We start from the raw sequence: 15,115 nt of genomic DNA, 5'->3' as shown, positions 1-15,115 counted from the left end.
TCTCAAGCTCGCCGAATATATAATAGCCATCAGCACAGTGAATCCAATATGTCTCACCAGCGACCAGCGGATGGAGCGGGACCCGCGAATATATCTCCTTAATAACAATCTCTCTATATAGGCTAAGCATATCCATTGCGACACCTCAATCAAAATTCTTTAACGCTATTCGGATCAGACCGGCGCAGTATCTCACCATAAACAGCATGCGCATAATCCCAGTCTTCAAAGATCCTATCATATATCGATATAGTCTCCATACCACTAACACCGCCCACATGCTCATAGTATTCTTTATAGACGATGATTCTAGCAGGCTGAGGGAATCTATCACCAGTCCGCTGCAGGCGAGCATAATGATTAACGCCATCTCTAGAAAAGGAGCAACGCTTTAATGGTTTAGCTCCCATCACACAAGCTCCATATTATCCAGAGGAAAGGACATCATCACACAAACAATGTCCTCAATCTTAACCCTAAAGTAAATAGCACCATCTAGGGTGATATAAGTATGCCCAATCGAATAAAGCTTGCCTGACACCTGAGCACCAGTCTTCAATTGCAAAACCAGATGCTCATCCAGATAATACAGGCATCCATCCAACAGTATGTGCTTACGATTAATCAGCATGTAGCGATATGTAGATAGTAGGTTCATGACTCAATCCTCCAATGATGCTTAATATTATGTATGCCGCCACTATATAGGGAGACAATGGAGCGGGTGTCATCACTGCTTCGCCATATCACATCAAAAAAGATGCGATCAGCATACTTACCACCTATGTGCTTCTTGCATCTAGCTATATAGTGGACGGGAGAATCATCTAATATTGCAAAGTCGAAAGCATACATCACACCAGGTATCATATGCTCAGCAGCTGTAACCACTATGCGATCATTGTAAGACGTCATAAGCTCCATTAAAGCACCTCATCTACGCCTACGCCTCTTCTTCTGAGAAATCCTGCCCGCTACGAATCCTGAAACAAACAACCAAATTAACATTAGTGGGTACTCCATCAGAATGTATCCTTATTACCACATGCGCCACAAGATACATGGACAACATGATCAAAGTCAGGATATACAATTGCATCCTCATCTCCACATTGCAAGCAGACAAACTTGAACTTCTTATCGTTAGTAAGCACAGGCGCACTTTCTTCTCTTAATAGATCCGACGTATCAACGTCCAACATCCTTGCTAAAGTGGAAAGTGTATACAAGCTGGGATTATATCGATTCCTCTCCAAGTCAGCAAGATAGGATCTCGATATATTTGCGAGCTTAGACAGCTGATCTTGAGTCAACTGCCTCTGCTTACGATAGTGCTTAATGTTATCTCCTATAGTAGCCATCATCAACCAACCCTTCTTTTCGCATATCCAGAACTAACAAACCTATTCAAGTATCGAAGCTGCTGTGCTGCATAATTAGGATCAGCACTATCGCGAAGCCGACTACTCACATCAAGCAACACTTCAGTAGGGAAGTCATACTCACCAATCAGCCTATTAATCTCTGACGATACATAATCATGCTTCACATACTTCTGAAGCTCCTGAAAGCCCGCTTCATCTGTAAAGCAAGAGTCACCAATCGTACGGCAACTAACAGTAAAACTATCAATCAAAGCAATCACAGTGCTTTCTTCAACAACACCAGTATCAACAAGTTCAGTAAGGTTATATAGCATATAGGCAACTCCTCATAGTTTAGTATAGGTGAAAAGGGCATGACAACACAAATAATGTAGCACATTGCATTATAGAATGACAAATAAAAAAGCCCGACTATTTGCCGGACTAGAAGCTTCTTGATAATAGATACTACTTTAGCTTGATAGTATTGCGACGCACGATGTTCATCTTCTCTTCCTTAACGTCAATCAAGTAAGAAACTCTGCATCTCGGACATGTGACATTAACGTAATCCCTGTTACTAGGGAGATTAAATGGGATCACTTCTCCACATTTGTTATATGGATACCCAGTACGACAGGTCATTTCAGTATCGAACATAATAAAAGACTCCTTCTCTAATGCTATCATCTTGCATATTGTAGCACGAAATCAAAGAGTCTGTCTGATCTAAGGTTTTGGCGTCGTTCCGAAGGAATGACAAAGAAGAAAAAATAAAGCCCTCCCCATAACATATAGGAGAGGGAATACACCATATAGACTATCATCAACTAGAGAAGAGTATATGATGCATAGTAGACTATAGTAGATTCAATCTCGATATGCCTAGCTCAGAAGGTCGATATATATCCTGACCACCATGATACTCTACATAGCCTGAAGCCACTAGTACATGCACGATCCTCATGAAGGCATCATTATCAATAGAATGACTGCCATGCTCCATATGGTGTATACGCCAACCATAGTGATTCACTCCTTGATATATAGGGAACAAAGCTTTAAACAAATCATGAAGCGACTTAAACACATCAGCATTCTGGTTACGTTGTTCATTAGTAATATTCATGTAGCATACCTCCTATATTTTACGAACAGTATAACCCAAGGATACAAGTCGATCCTCTGTATCAGAAGACACATAGCCTATCTTCTCGATAACAGGAAATGTACGACCACCATCCTCAGATTCACCAGCACGATCAGAAGTCTCAAATGGAACATGCTCCACAGATAGGAGCTCGTGATATAGCATCTTACCCATAGGACGAGTAACAGACACTTTATGCTTGCCTCGCAATGTAGGATGCGCATATTTAATTGATGACATATACAAACCTCCAATAAGGAATAATGTAACACATTACAGTATTATGACACAGATGACAAATACAAATAAAGCTGGGAATTATCGCGGGGGATTGGGACACTTTTAGGATGCCAACTATGGAAGGTATGTGCTTCCTCCCCCTCGCGGGGGTCCAAAGGGTATGTGCCAACAATTGAGCTGAGTCTCCCCAGGTTTCGTTGCCGACGAGTATATGCCACCATATGCTTCAGGATGGCTTGTGAGGCATCGCATGTTTGATTGGTGCAATAGGGATAGAAGGAGAGAGGAAGGGGTTATCGTCTGCTTGGCAGGGCTCACGAGGAGCCGGATGTATAGTGCGTCATCATGTAACATGAATCAGGATGAACTGGCAGCGTCAGCTGCATGTTTTGATTTAGGTGACACAGTAGTGGACAGGATGCATGATCGTTTGCAATCCATACCCGAAGGGTTGATATAATAGGCACATATGTTAATATAGATGCAGGAGAACATGCTCGTAACATGCCTCCTGCGTGTAGTTGATACTATACGATCTCTGTGATCGCGTTTGCCATGGTGAAAACAGTATTGTTATTTGCTGTGGCAGATGTGATTGAAACTCTCCACTGTGAACCCGCCTTGAATACTCCAGTTGCATCCTTATACAAGAAGCCTGCAGGATAGATAGTGTCGTTAACCAATATGCCTACATTAAAACGATCTGCATCACAATCCTTGTTGTATCCATACTCCACGATGAACTCTTTCTTCTCATTAAGTAGATTCATAAATGCCTCGATGCGTTTACCCTTGAATGCAAAGTTGATCTTAGTGTCAGCCATCTCCACTTTGAATGGATTCTTAATGACCTTATTGTTTGATACCATTGCGCATGTAATAAGCAGCTGGCTCTTGCATACAGACCAAGGGAAGTTGATGCTTGGTTTGGATAGCTCACCTGTTTCCTTGTCCACTGTGATTGTACGGTTGCTGTATGTCTCCATGTAGGCAACATAACCAATGTCACCTGCATTGTGGATACGCTCCATGCTTGCAACAATTGATTGGTACTTTTCGCTGATTAGATTCTTAGCATCATTGTAGGAGTTAGAGATATCCTCGATCTCACGATCAAGAATGTACAGGTTCTTATTGGATGGCTTGATTTCTCCATAGTTTGCTTGGAAGTTGCTCTCAGCCATTTCAATCTCAGCTTGCTCTTTCTGCATAACAGCAGAATAGTCTGCACCGTATAGTGCTTTAACAGCTTTCAACTTCTCAGCGATCACTTTGTATTGATCGGCATCGATGCTGTATTTCTCTCTAAGGTCAGCAATGATGTTGTGCTCATCCGCTTCAAACTTCACCTCAGCACGACCGGCAACGATGTTTGTCGTGATCCACTCTTCCATGAACTCGTTAACACGGCTCATAACGGAATCGCTGCTCTTGCCACCGGACTTCTTCTTGTGGACACTCATCCACTTGAGTTTGTTCCAGATGCGCTTGCCAGTCATGCGGCCAAACTTCTCTTCAGCAAACGATGCATAGTGAGGAGGGTTGTTCTCGAAATCAAGAAGCTCCTTCAGTTCCACCTCATAGTGGCCACCATGCTTCGCACGGTCAATCTCCCATCCTACACAGAAACGCTCTACATCAATCAGGGACTCGTAATGCTTAATCACATTAACAAGCTCACGTACTTCAGGTTCTGTGCGTCTAATAGCCTTTCCATTCTCATCGATGGACTCAACAAGCATGTATCCAATCTTACGAACAGCATCAGCAAGTTTAGTAGCATAGTCAGTACGAGCACCAATCTTGTTCGGCTGCATAGCACGGATAACATAGTTCTTAGCTAATTCATGAATAGCATCTAAGAAGCCAGGAGCATTGAACTGCTCATCTGAGAATGTAATCTTGAAATCCTTTTGGCTAAGTACATCAGCAGCAATCGCAGGAACAGAACCAATCTCTTGCTCTGCATAGGACTGAGTGTATGGGCAACCAGACTCCCATGTGCCATCTTCGCCTACATACATATCAAGTACAGGGATGAAGCGGGACTTGCCGTCTTTACTAATCGCATCAATGATGCGTGCATCACGAGTATCAAACTCCTCGTCACCATCGTTATCTGCTCCACCCATAGCTTGAGTATTAAGGTCATGTACGCTGCGGATCGATACGTTCTTGAACGCACCAAGTTTAGCTCTGCGTGCATAGTCATGATCATTTACAGCAACAGCCATACGGCCTTCACCCTTTGTGATAGCTGGGTTGCGGAATGATGCAACTTCACCTTCGATAACTGTCTTTCCATCACGATCAACCATGAACACTGTATCAGCTTTAAGTCCAACGTTAGCTGGAACAAGAAGCTTGCCGCACTCACTACGCTCATTGAAGCGTTTAGCCATAAGAGCTGCAAGTGGATCGTGTACCATGTAGCGGTATTCGCCTTGCACAGGGATCGTACCAGCTTGCCAGTGCTTCGCATACTCATGAATCAAACCAAGAGCCTTATCCTGCATCCATGCATCCTTGTAAGTGAAGCGGGCATAGGATAGGAAGGCAGAGAAGGTAGATGTAATGGACTTGTCGACAAAGCGTTCAACTTCTTCATCGTTCATGTAATTCAGATCCTCGATGTGTTTCACGCCAGCAAACTTACCAATGCGATCTGGATCATTCTTAATCGCAAGCAGATCGGACAATGCCTCTTGTGCAATCTCGATCATTTGAGCAGCATTCAAACGAGTAACATGAGCGAACTGGTAAGGAAGGCTGATGTACTGTGCCTTCTTAGCTAGTGGCTTGTTGTAACGCGCTACACGCAAGCAAAGGTCAGTGCTCTCAGGAAGGTAGCCGTTCTCATCAGCAAGTAGGCGGTAGTCACCTTTGATAGCCGACTTGAATGCCACGATGTTAGCATCGTAGAAGCGACGCAGCTGAGGAACAAACACCATAAGGCCTTTACCAAATGGATTCATACGAACTTGCCATGCATCGGAATCAATACCAGACTCAGAACGAAGCGCAAGATAAACGGACTCATCGGCAAGAAGCATGCCATCAGCAACAGCTGTCAGCATCTCCTTTGTCTCAATAGCTTTCCAGTTAGCATCACTATTGTCTTGCTCACTAAGCTTAACGAAGAACTTGCCATCAACAGCTTTGAATGTAGCAGGAGCATTGTTGTGCCATGCTTTGAACTCACCGTCTGTGATGCGAACAAAGCGATCCTCAGCCACATACATGGAGAAGTTGTCAGATACAATCTTGTATTCACCATCAGCCATGCTGGAATCAGTTACAACGCGTGCATTCGGGAATGTAACCATCGATGATCCAGTTGTATTTGTGCCGGATAGGCCAAAGCGCTTCAACATCTTCGATACATCAAGTGTCCAGATACCTGTAGCTACATCACGGCTTGCATAAGCACGGAAGTCATGGCCAAGGCGAAGGAATGCTTGAGCAGGAGACATCGCATGGTCAGCAAGGAACATACCTTGGATCTGACGCTCTTGTGATGGTGTACGAAGCCAGAAGCTTGCATGACGAAGCTCGCCACCTTCATTGTAATAGAAGCCTTCTTCAACCAGCTTGCGCTGAAGCTCTTTCGTGTTATCATCAGCATCTTCTTCAAGTCTCATGTCTGCATAGAAGATGTTGCGTGCATCAATAACCTCTTTGTTCGAGAACTCGAATGTAGCACGACCCATACCAATCTTCTCAGCGATCAAGCTGCCACTAGTCTTAACGTGGCCACCATGAACCTCATCTAGGCTGATAGTGTCATAGTCAAGAACAGATACAAGGATCTCTGTGCCATCTGCAAGAACATCCTCTCTAAGGCTGGCGATGTTGATGCGGCTGTTTAGAACAGGGAACAGAGTGTCACGAGTGGAAGTACCAGCAATATCATGCAGCTCAACGAAAGCTTGGAAATAGTGGTGGTGAGAAGGTGCGATACCAGCAAGACCCGGATTGTGAAGGATGTGAGACAAGTTCATGCCGGCACGCATAGCGCGATCAATCTTGCGGAATGCAGTCGTCTTGCTGTGCATACCAGGAGCCACACGAACAAGGTCAAGGATTTCCGATGTACGTTTCACATCGGCAATAGAGTCTTGAATAATAGCCTTCGTTTGACGGCGAGCTTCTTGCTGAATCATGTTAACAGTAGCTACATGCTTAGTCATAGCTGCATGCTTATACTTGTTGCTTTTGGAATCGACGATCTCGATAGATTTAATAGCGTTAAATTGTTGTTGTTTCGTATTCATAGTAGAATACCTCCGATTAGTTTAGTTTGTCTGCGGTAGCGTATACGCCCATGTCCCCACAGCCTAGACATGGACCGGCCTGATTCCTTTCCTAAATCGGAATCGAGGCAAATCAGAAAAGCGAATAAATAGAAAAACAAAATGAGAGGGTACCTATATATAGGCACCCCCTAATAAGAGCTACATCGTAAGCCCTGCCAAGAAGACGAATGTCTCCTATATACCCATCTGGGGAGCGGGTCATATATACCCCTCACATGCAGGCCCCTATACAGAGGGCTACTACCAGATGGTCCCGTATTACCCCGTACATACTCACCTATATCGGATCTTGATCCCGATAGTAGGGGCATTGGTACAGTAGCCTATGTATACATGTTAGGCCATACATGAGTATGCATAGTAGGTGGACCTGCCCACCCATGACCCCTGCATACTAGGGTCAATTCAGTATGGTACAATGGCTACCCCTGTCTCCAGGTAGCCAAGGTGCCTAGCCCTACCACATCCCCATCATCCACCGTTATCGTGTAGGGGAGGGCATACTAGGCTGCTATGATCGCCCCTATTAAAGGACGAACATAACAGCAGCATGGAACCATGCTAGTGTAGTAAGGTGCGATGCGTAAGCAACAGCCCATGCTAGTAGGTACCCACCATACACAGCAAGGAAGGGTACTAGGCAAGCTATGTTAGCAGCACCAAAGACCTGCATGTAGCTCATCTTGTTGCCTAGTAGGCGGGCAATAAAGACATACAGTGCCATTAGTGGAATGGCTATCAATGCTGCCCATCCACCTACTGCTGCTGTAGCAGTCAGTATCGTAGCACCTGCACCTGCATGTGTTGCTACGCCAGCAGCCACAGCAGCTACAGTACCTACGATAGCCGTATGCTTGTTGATACCCATAGCCTCAGCAAGGACAGCAGTACCTGTACGTAGAGCTCTACCTGTTGCACATGCATAGTGTACCAGGTAGTCCTTAGCAGTAAGGATGTACTCCTTTGCAATGTGTGCACCTAGTGTAGTAATTACTGCTACCTTGCCGATTGTTGTTGTGTAGTTCATTGTTATTTCCTCCTTGGCCCATTGGCCTTGTTTAGTCATACATGCTATACATGTATGCTTTAGTGCATGCGACCGATATCACGTATACGCTTAGCGACATGCGCTTAATGCGTGATATCAGCTGCTCATGTCATCGTTACCATGCTGTTATGAATAACAACATAGCGTGATGACATGACCAGTGTGATCGGTCATTTGATTGTTGCATTGAAGCCTAACCCTTCAACTCCACCTAAGTCAGGTGGGGTGGGGCGCTAAACGTCGACACATGCAACAACTAAAGAAACTGTTACCCCTCGCAAATTTTTTTATATGTGGAATTTCCTTATGGGGCATTATTTGTTTCGTCAACTTGTAATGCGTTACATTTATTGATATTATGTATTTGTCACCTCCTATGACATATAGTCCAACTGGTTTCGGACGACCGTTGGCGACAAAAGGGCCTCTTAGCTGGTGGCCTTTTTTGTACTTCGCACCAAGAGGGGTCTCGAGAAATCGAGGCCTCTTTTGTTTTGCATTGTCCCTATTAATCGAATCTTCGGGACAATGCTGTGGCACAGGTAAAAATAAAAAATAAAATAAATGAAGGGGACCACTAAGTTACAAAAATTAGCTCCCGCTTCGTGTTCGCGATACCTGTAAAATTTTTTTATGCGAGAAATGACCTCATAGGGTGTTTGTGGTTGTCAACAACATTGTAAGGCGTTACAATATGATAAGAGTTTTATTAAGAATAAGAGATGAGGTTTCACAATGTCCCATTTGACGAATAGCACAAGACTAAGTGCCAATATTGCAATTGAGGGTAGATCAGTGAAAATCTACGACCCAGAAAGCGGGGTCATGAAGGTTCGCAAGATTCCGGATAACATCGAAGGGAGCAGAGTATGTCTGGTAGGAGGAGACGTCTTTATCGATGGTTACCAATTATCCATGAAAGACGGTTGGAAGCGTACAATCCGCGCCTGGTGGTACCGATGGTTCAACTTTTAGAAGCTGAGCCAGCAAAGGAACCGGTCAGGCAGTTCCAGATCGCCTACGAGGTGTTTCCTATGCGTGCAATCCATTTTCTTGATATCAAGGCTGATGATTTGGATGACGTCGTGGACGCCGTTTATGAGCGTGTAGGAGCGGTTCGGATTCGAGGCGTAATCGAGCATTGAGTCATAAGGAGGGGGCAGGTTTTGAAGTACGTTAAAAGGTTCTTGTGTTGGATAGGGGATCACTCCTTTTTCGTTGGCTATGACTACATAGGTCATGATGGAGCAAGCTTTCATGCCAAATGTAAGTGGTGCAAGTTCAAGGGGATGGTAGACAGTCAAGGTAATTTGTTTTAGGGAGGGCGATACAAATGTGCATAGTTGAAGGTTGCAGTGAAGAAAAGACGATTGCAAAGAACATGTGCTGGAAGCATTATAGGCGACTGCTTCGACACGGCAGCGCAGAAACAGTCATGACAAACCGAGGCCAGAACTCCAGTTGCGAAACAGCAGGCTGCGCCGGCAAGAACTATGCCAAAGGTAAGTGTCAGTCATGCTACAACAAGGAAAAGTTTGAAGCTAGAATCGCAAGAGGAGATTGTGGCGGATGCGGAAAGCCTAATGATCGCAAGGAGGCTGTATGCTCTGAATGCTTAGTGAAGCGACGTGCCTACAAACAATCCAAGAGAAGAAAAGCCAAAGAGGCGAAACAGAATGCATGATTGCAAGATGTGCTTGAGCTTCACGGTCACATGTCCGTGCGGTTGCGGCGTGTCGTTCTGTCCCGATTGCATGACATTAGAAGAGGATCTAAACAACAATGAGGAGGAAGAAAATAATGGGTAAGAATGCGGGTATTGTAGTGTTAACAGGTGAATTGGTGGCTAATCGATTGGGATTCAAAGAAGGCGTTCGGATTAGAGCGATTCGACATGATGGTTTCATGGATCGTGTAGAAATGCTTGTCGAAGGTGAAGGCTTGCCGGAATGCGCGGAAGGCGCTGTCCCGATTCAAGTAGATCCAGAGAGCGTCATGAGTGTTCCAGTTCATGTTGACGAAACAGCTATGGCTGAGTTTATCGTAGAGAAGATGACAGAGCTCGGCGCGAACGTTGATCTTGAGGCCATCAAAGTGATACTGGATCTCGAGTACAAATACATGGAAGCCATCGGCCTCGTCAACGGACAATAAAAAATGAATCACTGGAGGATGTGCCACACAAATATAAGGTGGTGACATCATGTTTCTAGCTAGTAATCGCGCAATACAAGCCGGCAGTTCGCTATTCTCTCATGCCAGAGGTCGTGTCCAAAACGGTATTAAGAATGGTATTCAGAAGACAAGGGATGCAACAAGAGGCTGGATACAAAAGATGGATGAAGGAATCGATGACGATGATGAGTTCTATGCACATTGGCAGCGAATGAAGACGGATAAAACCTATCGAGCCAAGGCGATAGAGGACTTCAAAGACTTCGGGTGATTTAAGGGGAAGGGGTTGGGGAGCCCATGAATTTGCTAGAGGCGTACTTGGATAAAATCCAATACAGTAATGGCGTGTATACGATATCAGCAAGCGGATTGACAATGGAGCAACTGCATATGATTGCCAATCAGTGGTCAGCGGTGTATGGAGATAAGAAGGCACTTATTCTCATGCCTGACTCCAGGGAGATCTTGCACGCCGAATGCTTTGACTTTGGCGCAGCGTTTCGTATGCTGCGATCCGGTTGGAAGGTAACCATTCGAAGCGAGGTTAATTTTTATCTCTACTATGACACAGAAGCAAACAAAATCATGGAGCAGATCACAGTTCCTGGGCATGATCCAACAGAGTATGCTCCAGATCAGGAGGACTTGCTCAAAAAGGATTGGGTTATTTACAGGTAGAGAAGGAGTCATTCAAATGATTAAGTGTGGCGAATATTGTGATGAAAGATGCGGCAGCTGCGTGTATATGTACAAGCAGCATGACCCTGATCTTGATGAAAACCGTAAGGGTCTTTGTACGATCTACAGAGAGCCAAGAAGCTATGATCAAACCTGCGACAAGTTTCACTGCTTTGATATGACAACCAATGATCCAAATGATGATCGCATAATTTCGCAAAAACCGGCGTTAAATGGAGAAAGATTTAGTTTGAAGAAATTTTTGAAAGCGGGCCTTCGGCCTGTTAAGAGGGGCAAATGATAATGGCTAATCCAAGAATAGGATCTATTTGGCAGCATTACAAGGGTGGAACATACCGTGTAGTTGGATTCGGGAAGCATTCGGAGACAAGAGAAGAGCTCATTGCCTACATGGATGCAGAAGGTGATATGCACTTCCGACCGCCAGCCATGTGGGAAGAATATGTCGATGTGCCCGAATACAACTACAAAGGTCCAAGATTCCGTCCAATGGGGGTGCGACATGAACCTACTAAACCAATACACACTCCTTCAGCCTCTAAGGCGCGTAAGGCTCACCAGCGGCGAAGCTTATAGCTTCTGGGACGACTTCCTAAACACGGACGATCACACATGCATCATCGCTGCGAGGCGAACAGGGAAGACTCACGCTATTCTGAGGCGAGCTATGCTGCGACGAGACAAGGATGTCATAATCGTTTGCATAAATGACAACCAAATGAAGGTGATGAAGCATGTGTTTTCCGAAATGCTTGCTGATAATCAGTGGAGTGATGTTGTGATTTCTGGCAGCAGCAGAGGCATACAGTCCTTTAGATTTGACGATCACGAAGTATCATTTGTCACTTCACTGGAAGGTTATCAGTCCATCTGGTTTGCTGATAAAGAAGTAATATTTGATGAGCCAGAGGCTAGAACTCACATCCCGAATTTCAATCGATATCTGCAAAGTTTTCCTAATATGCGGATTATTATGGTCGGATCCCTGTCTAGGCGGGAGCCAAGCAGATTCAAGGATTTCTTCAGATACTGCTCAGTAAGTGGGTATGCAGAGACAATGACGGCAGAGCGAATACCGGCACTCTTTGAGGAAAGCCAAGAGAATAGGAATGCGGGATGGATAACCGAAGAGAGATGGCTGACTGAGTACATGTGTAGGTTTAGTAACAGGCCATCCGACTACGAATCACACCTGGAATATGCTTGATAAAAAACGCATTAATAAAACATTGTAATGCGTTACAATATTGATGTATAATATAAACAACCCCCCTTTTTACATTGGTGCTATTCATCCTTGATGGATGGCGCCTCAAAAAAAACGAACAAAAAATGCGAACAAGTGTTTGCTATTTTTAGCCTTATGGCTTAGAATAAAATCAGCGAAGCTCAAAAGGGATCTCCGACATTTCCCCTAGCATCCAAGTAAACAGGTTTCAGAGATGGCACTCTCTGGAGCCTGTTTTTGTTTTATGCAGAAAAGGAAAGAAAAATGGCAATATGCTGGGCATTTCCAAGAGGAAGCCCACTGATCGAGCAATACCCCTCAAGCCACCTCATATCGCCTCAAGACGCACAACCACTAAGGTTCTCTACATCACGACCCACCATGTACAATTAGAATTAGGGGGAAGACCGCCCACATAAAACCTATACGGACATAACTCATGTAGGGGCGACGACATTTTCCCTCACTTACATATAAGGAGTGAGCAGCATGGCAAGTACAGGACCCGTAACTGAAGCTGGTAAACTAACGGTTTCACAAAATTTAAACCCGACAGCTTGGACTAAGAATCCGGCTGCTGTTGAGGCTATCGATATTGCAAGACGATTACGAAAAACCAAGCATGGTATGTATGCATCCGTGCCTATTATATGCAAAGCAGAATCGTGTCCATATGCTGAAAACTGCGAGCTACATAAGCTCGGAATAGCGCCTTTTGCCGAGAAATGTCCAATAGAAATTGCAGCGATTGAAGAGCTATATGATCGCTATTGTCATGAGCTCAAGATAGATCCGAATGACTCCACCAACACCATTGACCTATTGATGGTTAAGGATATCGTGGACATCGACGTATCCCTGCTGCGCTGCGACAACAAGATGGCAATTGATGCCGACTTTATCGTTGATAATGTAGTGGGCATCACAGAAAACGGTGATGAGTTGCGAAAACAAGAACTTCATCCTGTTGTCGAGTACAAAGAGAAACTTCGCGCATCTAAAGGCAAAATGTTGCAGCTGCTTAACTCCACAAGACGCGATAAAGTCGGATCGAAAGTGACAATCGAGCTAAGTGCTTCTCAGCGCGCATCAGACATGATGAGAGTGCATCAGGATATGGCTGCGCATGACCTAAGTGAGGATGAAGAAGAAGAGGCGTACTATCGTCGTAAAAACGGTCCCACTCCTGGCGATGTAGTTATCGACGTCGAGCCAATAGGGATGGATGAGCAATGAGTGCCGTTAGATTCGCAGGAAAATTCGGAAAGTACATGAAGGATACATTTACGGAAAAGTCCGTCAATAAGCGAGCATTGAGTAATGTGTACACTGGTCGTGATCTAAACAAAAAAGGTGCAGCCCTTGCTGGTCTTGGCGTTGCAGCTTATGCCGGATACAAGATAGATGAGGGTCACGAGGATTATTATCGTGATCGGGCATTAGAGCGAGGCGGTGATCCAGACCTTATTCAATCGCTTCCAGGTACGCGATCAGATGGTCAAGCATACAATTCGACTCCTTATAATGGGCCGAAGCTGGAGGCAACTGGAGACCTTGTGTTCGCTCTTCATAAGCTCAGGAATGGAGGTTGATGAACAATGAGTAATCAAAGCGGGCCGACGAGGCAGGGATTATTAAATGGGCCGGCCGGTCCCACGATTAAAGGTAAAAAACCAGAAGGATGGCTTGGAAAGGGGCTTGGCGGTGCATTTGTCATTGGCGACTCTTATATGAGGATCAAGGATGGCGAAAACCCTGTAATGGCTGTAGGTAAGGCCGTTTTATCCAATGCCTTATTCATGTCGATGGGCCCTGTGGCAGGTACGGTCGCTGCGGTTGGCGTAGCTGCTGCACAGATGACGCCAGCTATCTTGCGAGGCGTGGATGCGGCAAAGGCCGGACATGGAGCCAAGGCTTCTATGTTTGGTGGCGGATTCGCTGAAACGGAAGGTCAGACCTATTTAAAACAGATGGGAATGTCCAATATGTCAGGCGCACGCCAGCAAGCAGCAGCGGTCATGAGTAATCATGCCAGAGGAGCCTTCAAGACTTATTAAGAAGGAGGTGTAAGGGATGAATCAGCCTTATCAGCGAGCCTCGCATGACAACACATGGAATGGGATTGCAATCGGTGCTGGTGTCGGAATGGGGGCCGCTGGAGTCGCCCACGGTATTTTAAGCACGGCAAGCAGGCGTGCCATTAAAGGCCGCGAGGATACCATGATTGTAAAGCCTAAAGGCAGGTTCCAGAAACAAGATAAGGTCTTGACTGGTAAGAGTGCCGAAAGATTCATGAGAGGAAACACGAGATCAGGTCGTGTCTTTGGTGGTCGATTTGGGTTGGCAAAGACAGCGGGGATCTATGCTGGTTCAGGACTTCTTGGCGGTTCCATCGGGATGGGAGCAGACTACATGACCGATTAAGAGAGGAGCAATAAGAGATGATGTATGCAAATCAACCTTACCAAAAGGTAGATAACGGAATTGGAGCCGGATTTGTTGGTGGAGCTATGGTTGGCGGAGCGGCATTTACTGCGGCAAGGCTTGGACTACCGAGAATGAATCAGGCACATGATGCAATTAGTGTTGCAAAAAACACAGGGGCAGGCAATGTAAGTATCAATCCGTCCGTACTGAAAAACATGAGCGCTGATCAGCGAGCAGCAATGGGTGTCGATGGATTAGGCACTGCGCAAAAAGTAAAAGGCGGGGGCGGCTCAACACTGGCTGGACAGGCTAACAAAAAAATGTTCGGCGGAAAGAAAATGTGGGGCACAGGAATTGGTAAGCGAAGTCTAATTACAGGTGCCGCAGCTATTGGTGGCGGTGCAATACTCGGTAGTCTGATGGACGGTGCAAACAATTGATGAAAAAATCGGATAATCTTCATAGTGC

General features: G+C 45.2%; 23 protein-coding genes. 14 read left to right on the top strand and 9 right to left on the bottom strand.

The genetic code is table 11. The features are described from left to right. Positions 1 to 149: 149 nt before the first annotated feature. The 9 genes from AC0YN6_RS17615 to AC0YN6_RS17575 form a co-directional block, all read right to left on the bottom strand. The gene (locus AC0YN6_RS17615; RefSeq protein ID WP_475748389.1) at positions 150 to 410 is read right to left on the bottom strand and encodes a hypothetical protein; all 261 of its coding nucleotides are present in this window, start codon (positions 408 to 410) and stop codon (positions 150 to 152) included. Further along, positions 410 to 658, bottom strand: a complete 249-nt coding sequence (locus tag AC0YN6_RS17610) for a hypothetical protein (RefSeq protein WP_475748387.1) — start codon at positions 656 to 658, stop codon at positions 410 to 412. The genes AC0YN6_RS17615 and AC0YN6_RS17610 overlap by 1 nt, the downstream gene beginning before the upstream one ends. After that, entirely contained in the window at positions 655 to 924 is a 270-nt protein-coding gene (locus AC0YN6_RS17605) for a hypothetical protein (protein WP_475748386.1), read from the bottom strand. Before AC0YN6_RS17605 ends, AC0YN6_RS17610 begins: the two co-directional genes overlap by 4 nt. A 98-nt stretch (positions 925 to 1,022) precedes the next feature. Next, positions 1,023 to 1,364, bottom strand: a complete 342-nt coding sequence (locus AC0YN6_RS17600) for a helix-turn-helix transcriptional regulator (RefSeq protein WP_475748385.1) — start codon at positions 1,362 to 1,364, stop codon at positions 1,023 to 1,025. After that, the gene (locus tag AC0YN6_RS17595; protein WP_475748384.1) at positions 1,364 to 1,699 is read right to left on the bottom strand and encodes a DUF6877 family protein; all 336 of its coding nucleotides are present in this window, start codon (positions 1,697 to 1,699) and stop codon (positions 1,364 to 1,366) included. Before AC0YN6_RS17595 ends, AC0YN6_RS17600 begins: the two co-directional genes overlap by 1 nt. Positions 1,700 to 2,223: 524 nt before the next feature. Beyond that, positions 2,224 to 2,493: a hypothetical protein gene (locus AC0YN6_RS17590; RefSeq protein ID WP_475748383.1), complete on the bottom strand. Its 270-nt coding sequence runs from the start codon at positions 2,491 to 2,493 to the stop codon at positions 2,224 to 2,226. A gap of 12 nt (positions 2,494 to 2,505) precedes the next feature. Further along, complete coding sequence (locus AC0YN6_RS17585; RefSeq protein ID WP_475748381.1) at positions 2,506 to 2,754, bottom strand: hypothetical protein; 249 nt, start codon at positions 2,752 to 2,754, stop codon at positions 2,506 to 2,508. 527 nt (positions 2,755 to 3,281) lie between these two features. Next, on the bottom strand, positions 3,282 to 7,028 hold the full coding sequence (locus AC0YN6_RS17580) for a hypothetical protein (RefSeq protein WP_475748380.1): 3,747 nt from the start codon (positions 7,026 to 7,028) through the stop codon (positions 3,282 to 3,284). Between the two features lie 568 nt (positions 7,029 to 7,596). Continuing rightward, entirely contained in the window at positions 7,597 to 8,097 is a 501-nt protein-coding gene (locus AC0YN6_RS17575; protein ID WP_475748379.1) for a hypothetical protein, read from the bottom strand. A 756-nt stretch (positions 8,098 to 8,853) separates the two neighbouring features. On the opposite strand from AC0YN6_RS17575, the gene AC0YN6_RS17570 reads away from it, so the two are divergent. The 14 genes from AC0YN6_RS17570 (at position 8,854) to AC0YN6_RS17505 (ending at position 15,087) form a co-directional block, all read left to right on the top strand. Then, the gene (locus AC0YN6_RS17570) at positions 8,854 to 9,093 is read left to right on the top strand and encodes a hypothetical protein (protein WP_475748378.1); all 240 of its coding nucleotides are present in this window, start codon (positions 8,854 to 8,856) and stop codon (positions 9,091 to 9,093) included. Further along, on the top strand, positions 9,078 to 9,263 hold the full coding sequence (locus AC0YN6_RS17565; RefSeq protein WP_475748376.1) for a hypothetical protein: 186 nt from the start codon (positions 9,078 to 9,080) through the stop codon (positions 9,261 to 9,263). Before AC0YN6_RS17570 ends, AC0YN6_RS17565 begins: the two co-directional genes overlap by 16 nt. 188 nt (positions 9,264 to 9,451) lie before the next feature. Continuing rightward, positions 9,452 to 9,802 carry a hypothetical protein gene (locus AC0YN6_RS17560; protein ID WP_475748375.1) on the top strand — a complete coding sequence of 117 codons (351 nt, stop codon included), beginning with the start codon at positions 9,452 to 9,454 and terminating at the stop codon, positions 9,800 to 9,802. A 116-nt stretch (positions 9,803 to 9,918) separates the two neighbouring features. Next, positions 9,919 to 10,272 (top strand): hypothetical protein, encoded by a 354-nt coding sequence (locus AC0YN6_RS17555; protein WP_475748374.1) that lies wholly within the window; start codon positions 9,919 to 9,921, stop codon positions 10,270 to 10,272. Positions 10,273 to 10,321: 49 nt separating this feature from the next. After that, positions 10,322 to 10,564 carry a hypothetical protein gene (locus AC0YN6_RS17550; RefSeq protein WP_475748373.1) on the top strand — a complete coding sequence of 81 codons (243 nt, stop codon included), beginning with the start codon at positions 10,322 to 10,324 and terminating at the stop codon, positions 10,562 to 10,564. Positions 10,565 to 10,590: 26 nt separating this feature from the next. Then, complete coding sequence (locus AC0YN6_RS17545) at positions 10,591 to 10,971, top strand: hypothetical protein (protein WP_475748372.1); 381 nt, start codon at positions 10,591 to 10,593, stop codon at positions 10,969 to 10,971. 16 nt (positions 10,972 to 10,987) lie between these two features. After that, positions 10,988 to 11,272, top strand: coding sequence for a hypothetical protein (locus tag AC0YN6_RS17540; RefSeq protein ID WP_475748371.1), 285 nt, complete (start codon positions 10,988 to 10,990; stop codon positions 11,270 to 11,272). 2 nt (positions 11,273 to 11,274) lie between these two features. Continuing rightward, complete coding sequence (locus AC0YN6_RS17535; protein ID WP_475748370.1) at positions 11,275 to 11,568, top strand: DUF1653 domain-containing protein; 294 nt, start codon at positions 11,275 to 11,277, stop codon at positions 11,566 to 11,568. A 91-nt stretch (positions 11,569 to 11,659) separates the two neighbouring features. Continuing rightward, on the top strand, positions 11,660 to 12,199 hold the full coding sequence (locus tag AC0YN6_RS17530) for a hypothetical protein (protein WP_475748369.1): 540 nt from the start codon (positions 11,660 to 11,662) through the stop codon (positions 12,197 to 12,199). Positions 12,200 to 12,709: 510 nt separating this feature from the next. Continuing rightward, the gene (locus tag AC0YN6_RS17525) at positions 12,710 to 13,456 is read left to right on the top strand and encodes a hypothetical protein (protein ID WP_475748368.1); all 747 of its coding nucleotides are present in this window, start codon (positions 12,710 to 12,712) and stop codon (positions 13,454 to 13,456) included. Further along, positions 13,453 to 13,812, top strand: coding sequence for a hypothetical protein (locus AC0YN6_RS17520; RefSeq protein ID WP_475748367.1), 360 nt, complete (start codon positions 13,453 to 13,455; stop codon positions 13,810 to 13,812). The genes AC0YN6_RS17525 and AC0YN6_RS17520 overlap by 4 nt, the downstream gene beginning before the upstream one ends. A 6-nt stretch (positions 13,813 to 13,818) precedes the next feature. Beyond that, a complete protein-coding gene (locus AC0YN6_RS17515) occupies positions 13,819 to 14,277 on the top strand; it encodes a hypothetical protein (RefSeq protein ID WP_475748366.1) in 459 nt (152 codons plus the stop codon). A gap of 16 nt (positions 14,278 to 14,293) precedes the next feature. Further along, positions 14,294 to 14,644 (top strand): hypothetical protein, encoded by a 351-nt coding sequence (locus AC0YN6_RS17510; RefSeq protein WP_475748365.1) that lies wholly within the window; start codon positions 14,294 to 14,296, stop codon positions 14,642 to 14,644. Positions 14,645 to 14,661: 17 nt separating this feature from the next. Next, positions 14,662 to 15,087 carry a hypothetical protein gene (locus AC0YN6_RS17505; protein WP_475748364.1) on the top strand — a complete coding sequence of 142 codons (426 nt, stop codon included), beginning with the start codon at positions 14,662 to 14,664 and terminating at the stop codon, positions 15,085 to 15,087. Positions 15,088 to 15,115: the final 28 nt, after the last annotated feature.

The organism is Paenibacillus sp. J22P15 (assembly GCF_056269345.1).
Note: the sequence above shows the minus strand (reverse complement) of the source record. Positions and strands in the feature narration are given on the sequence as shown.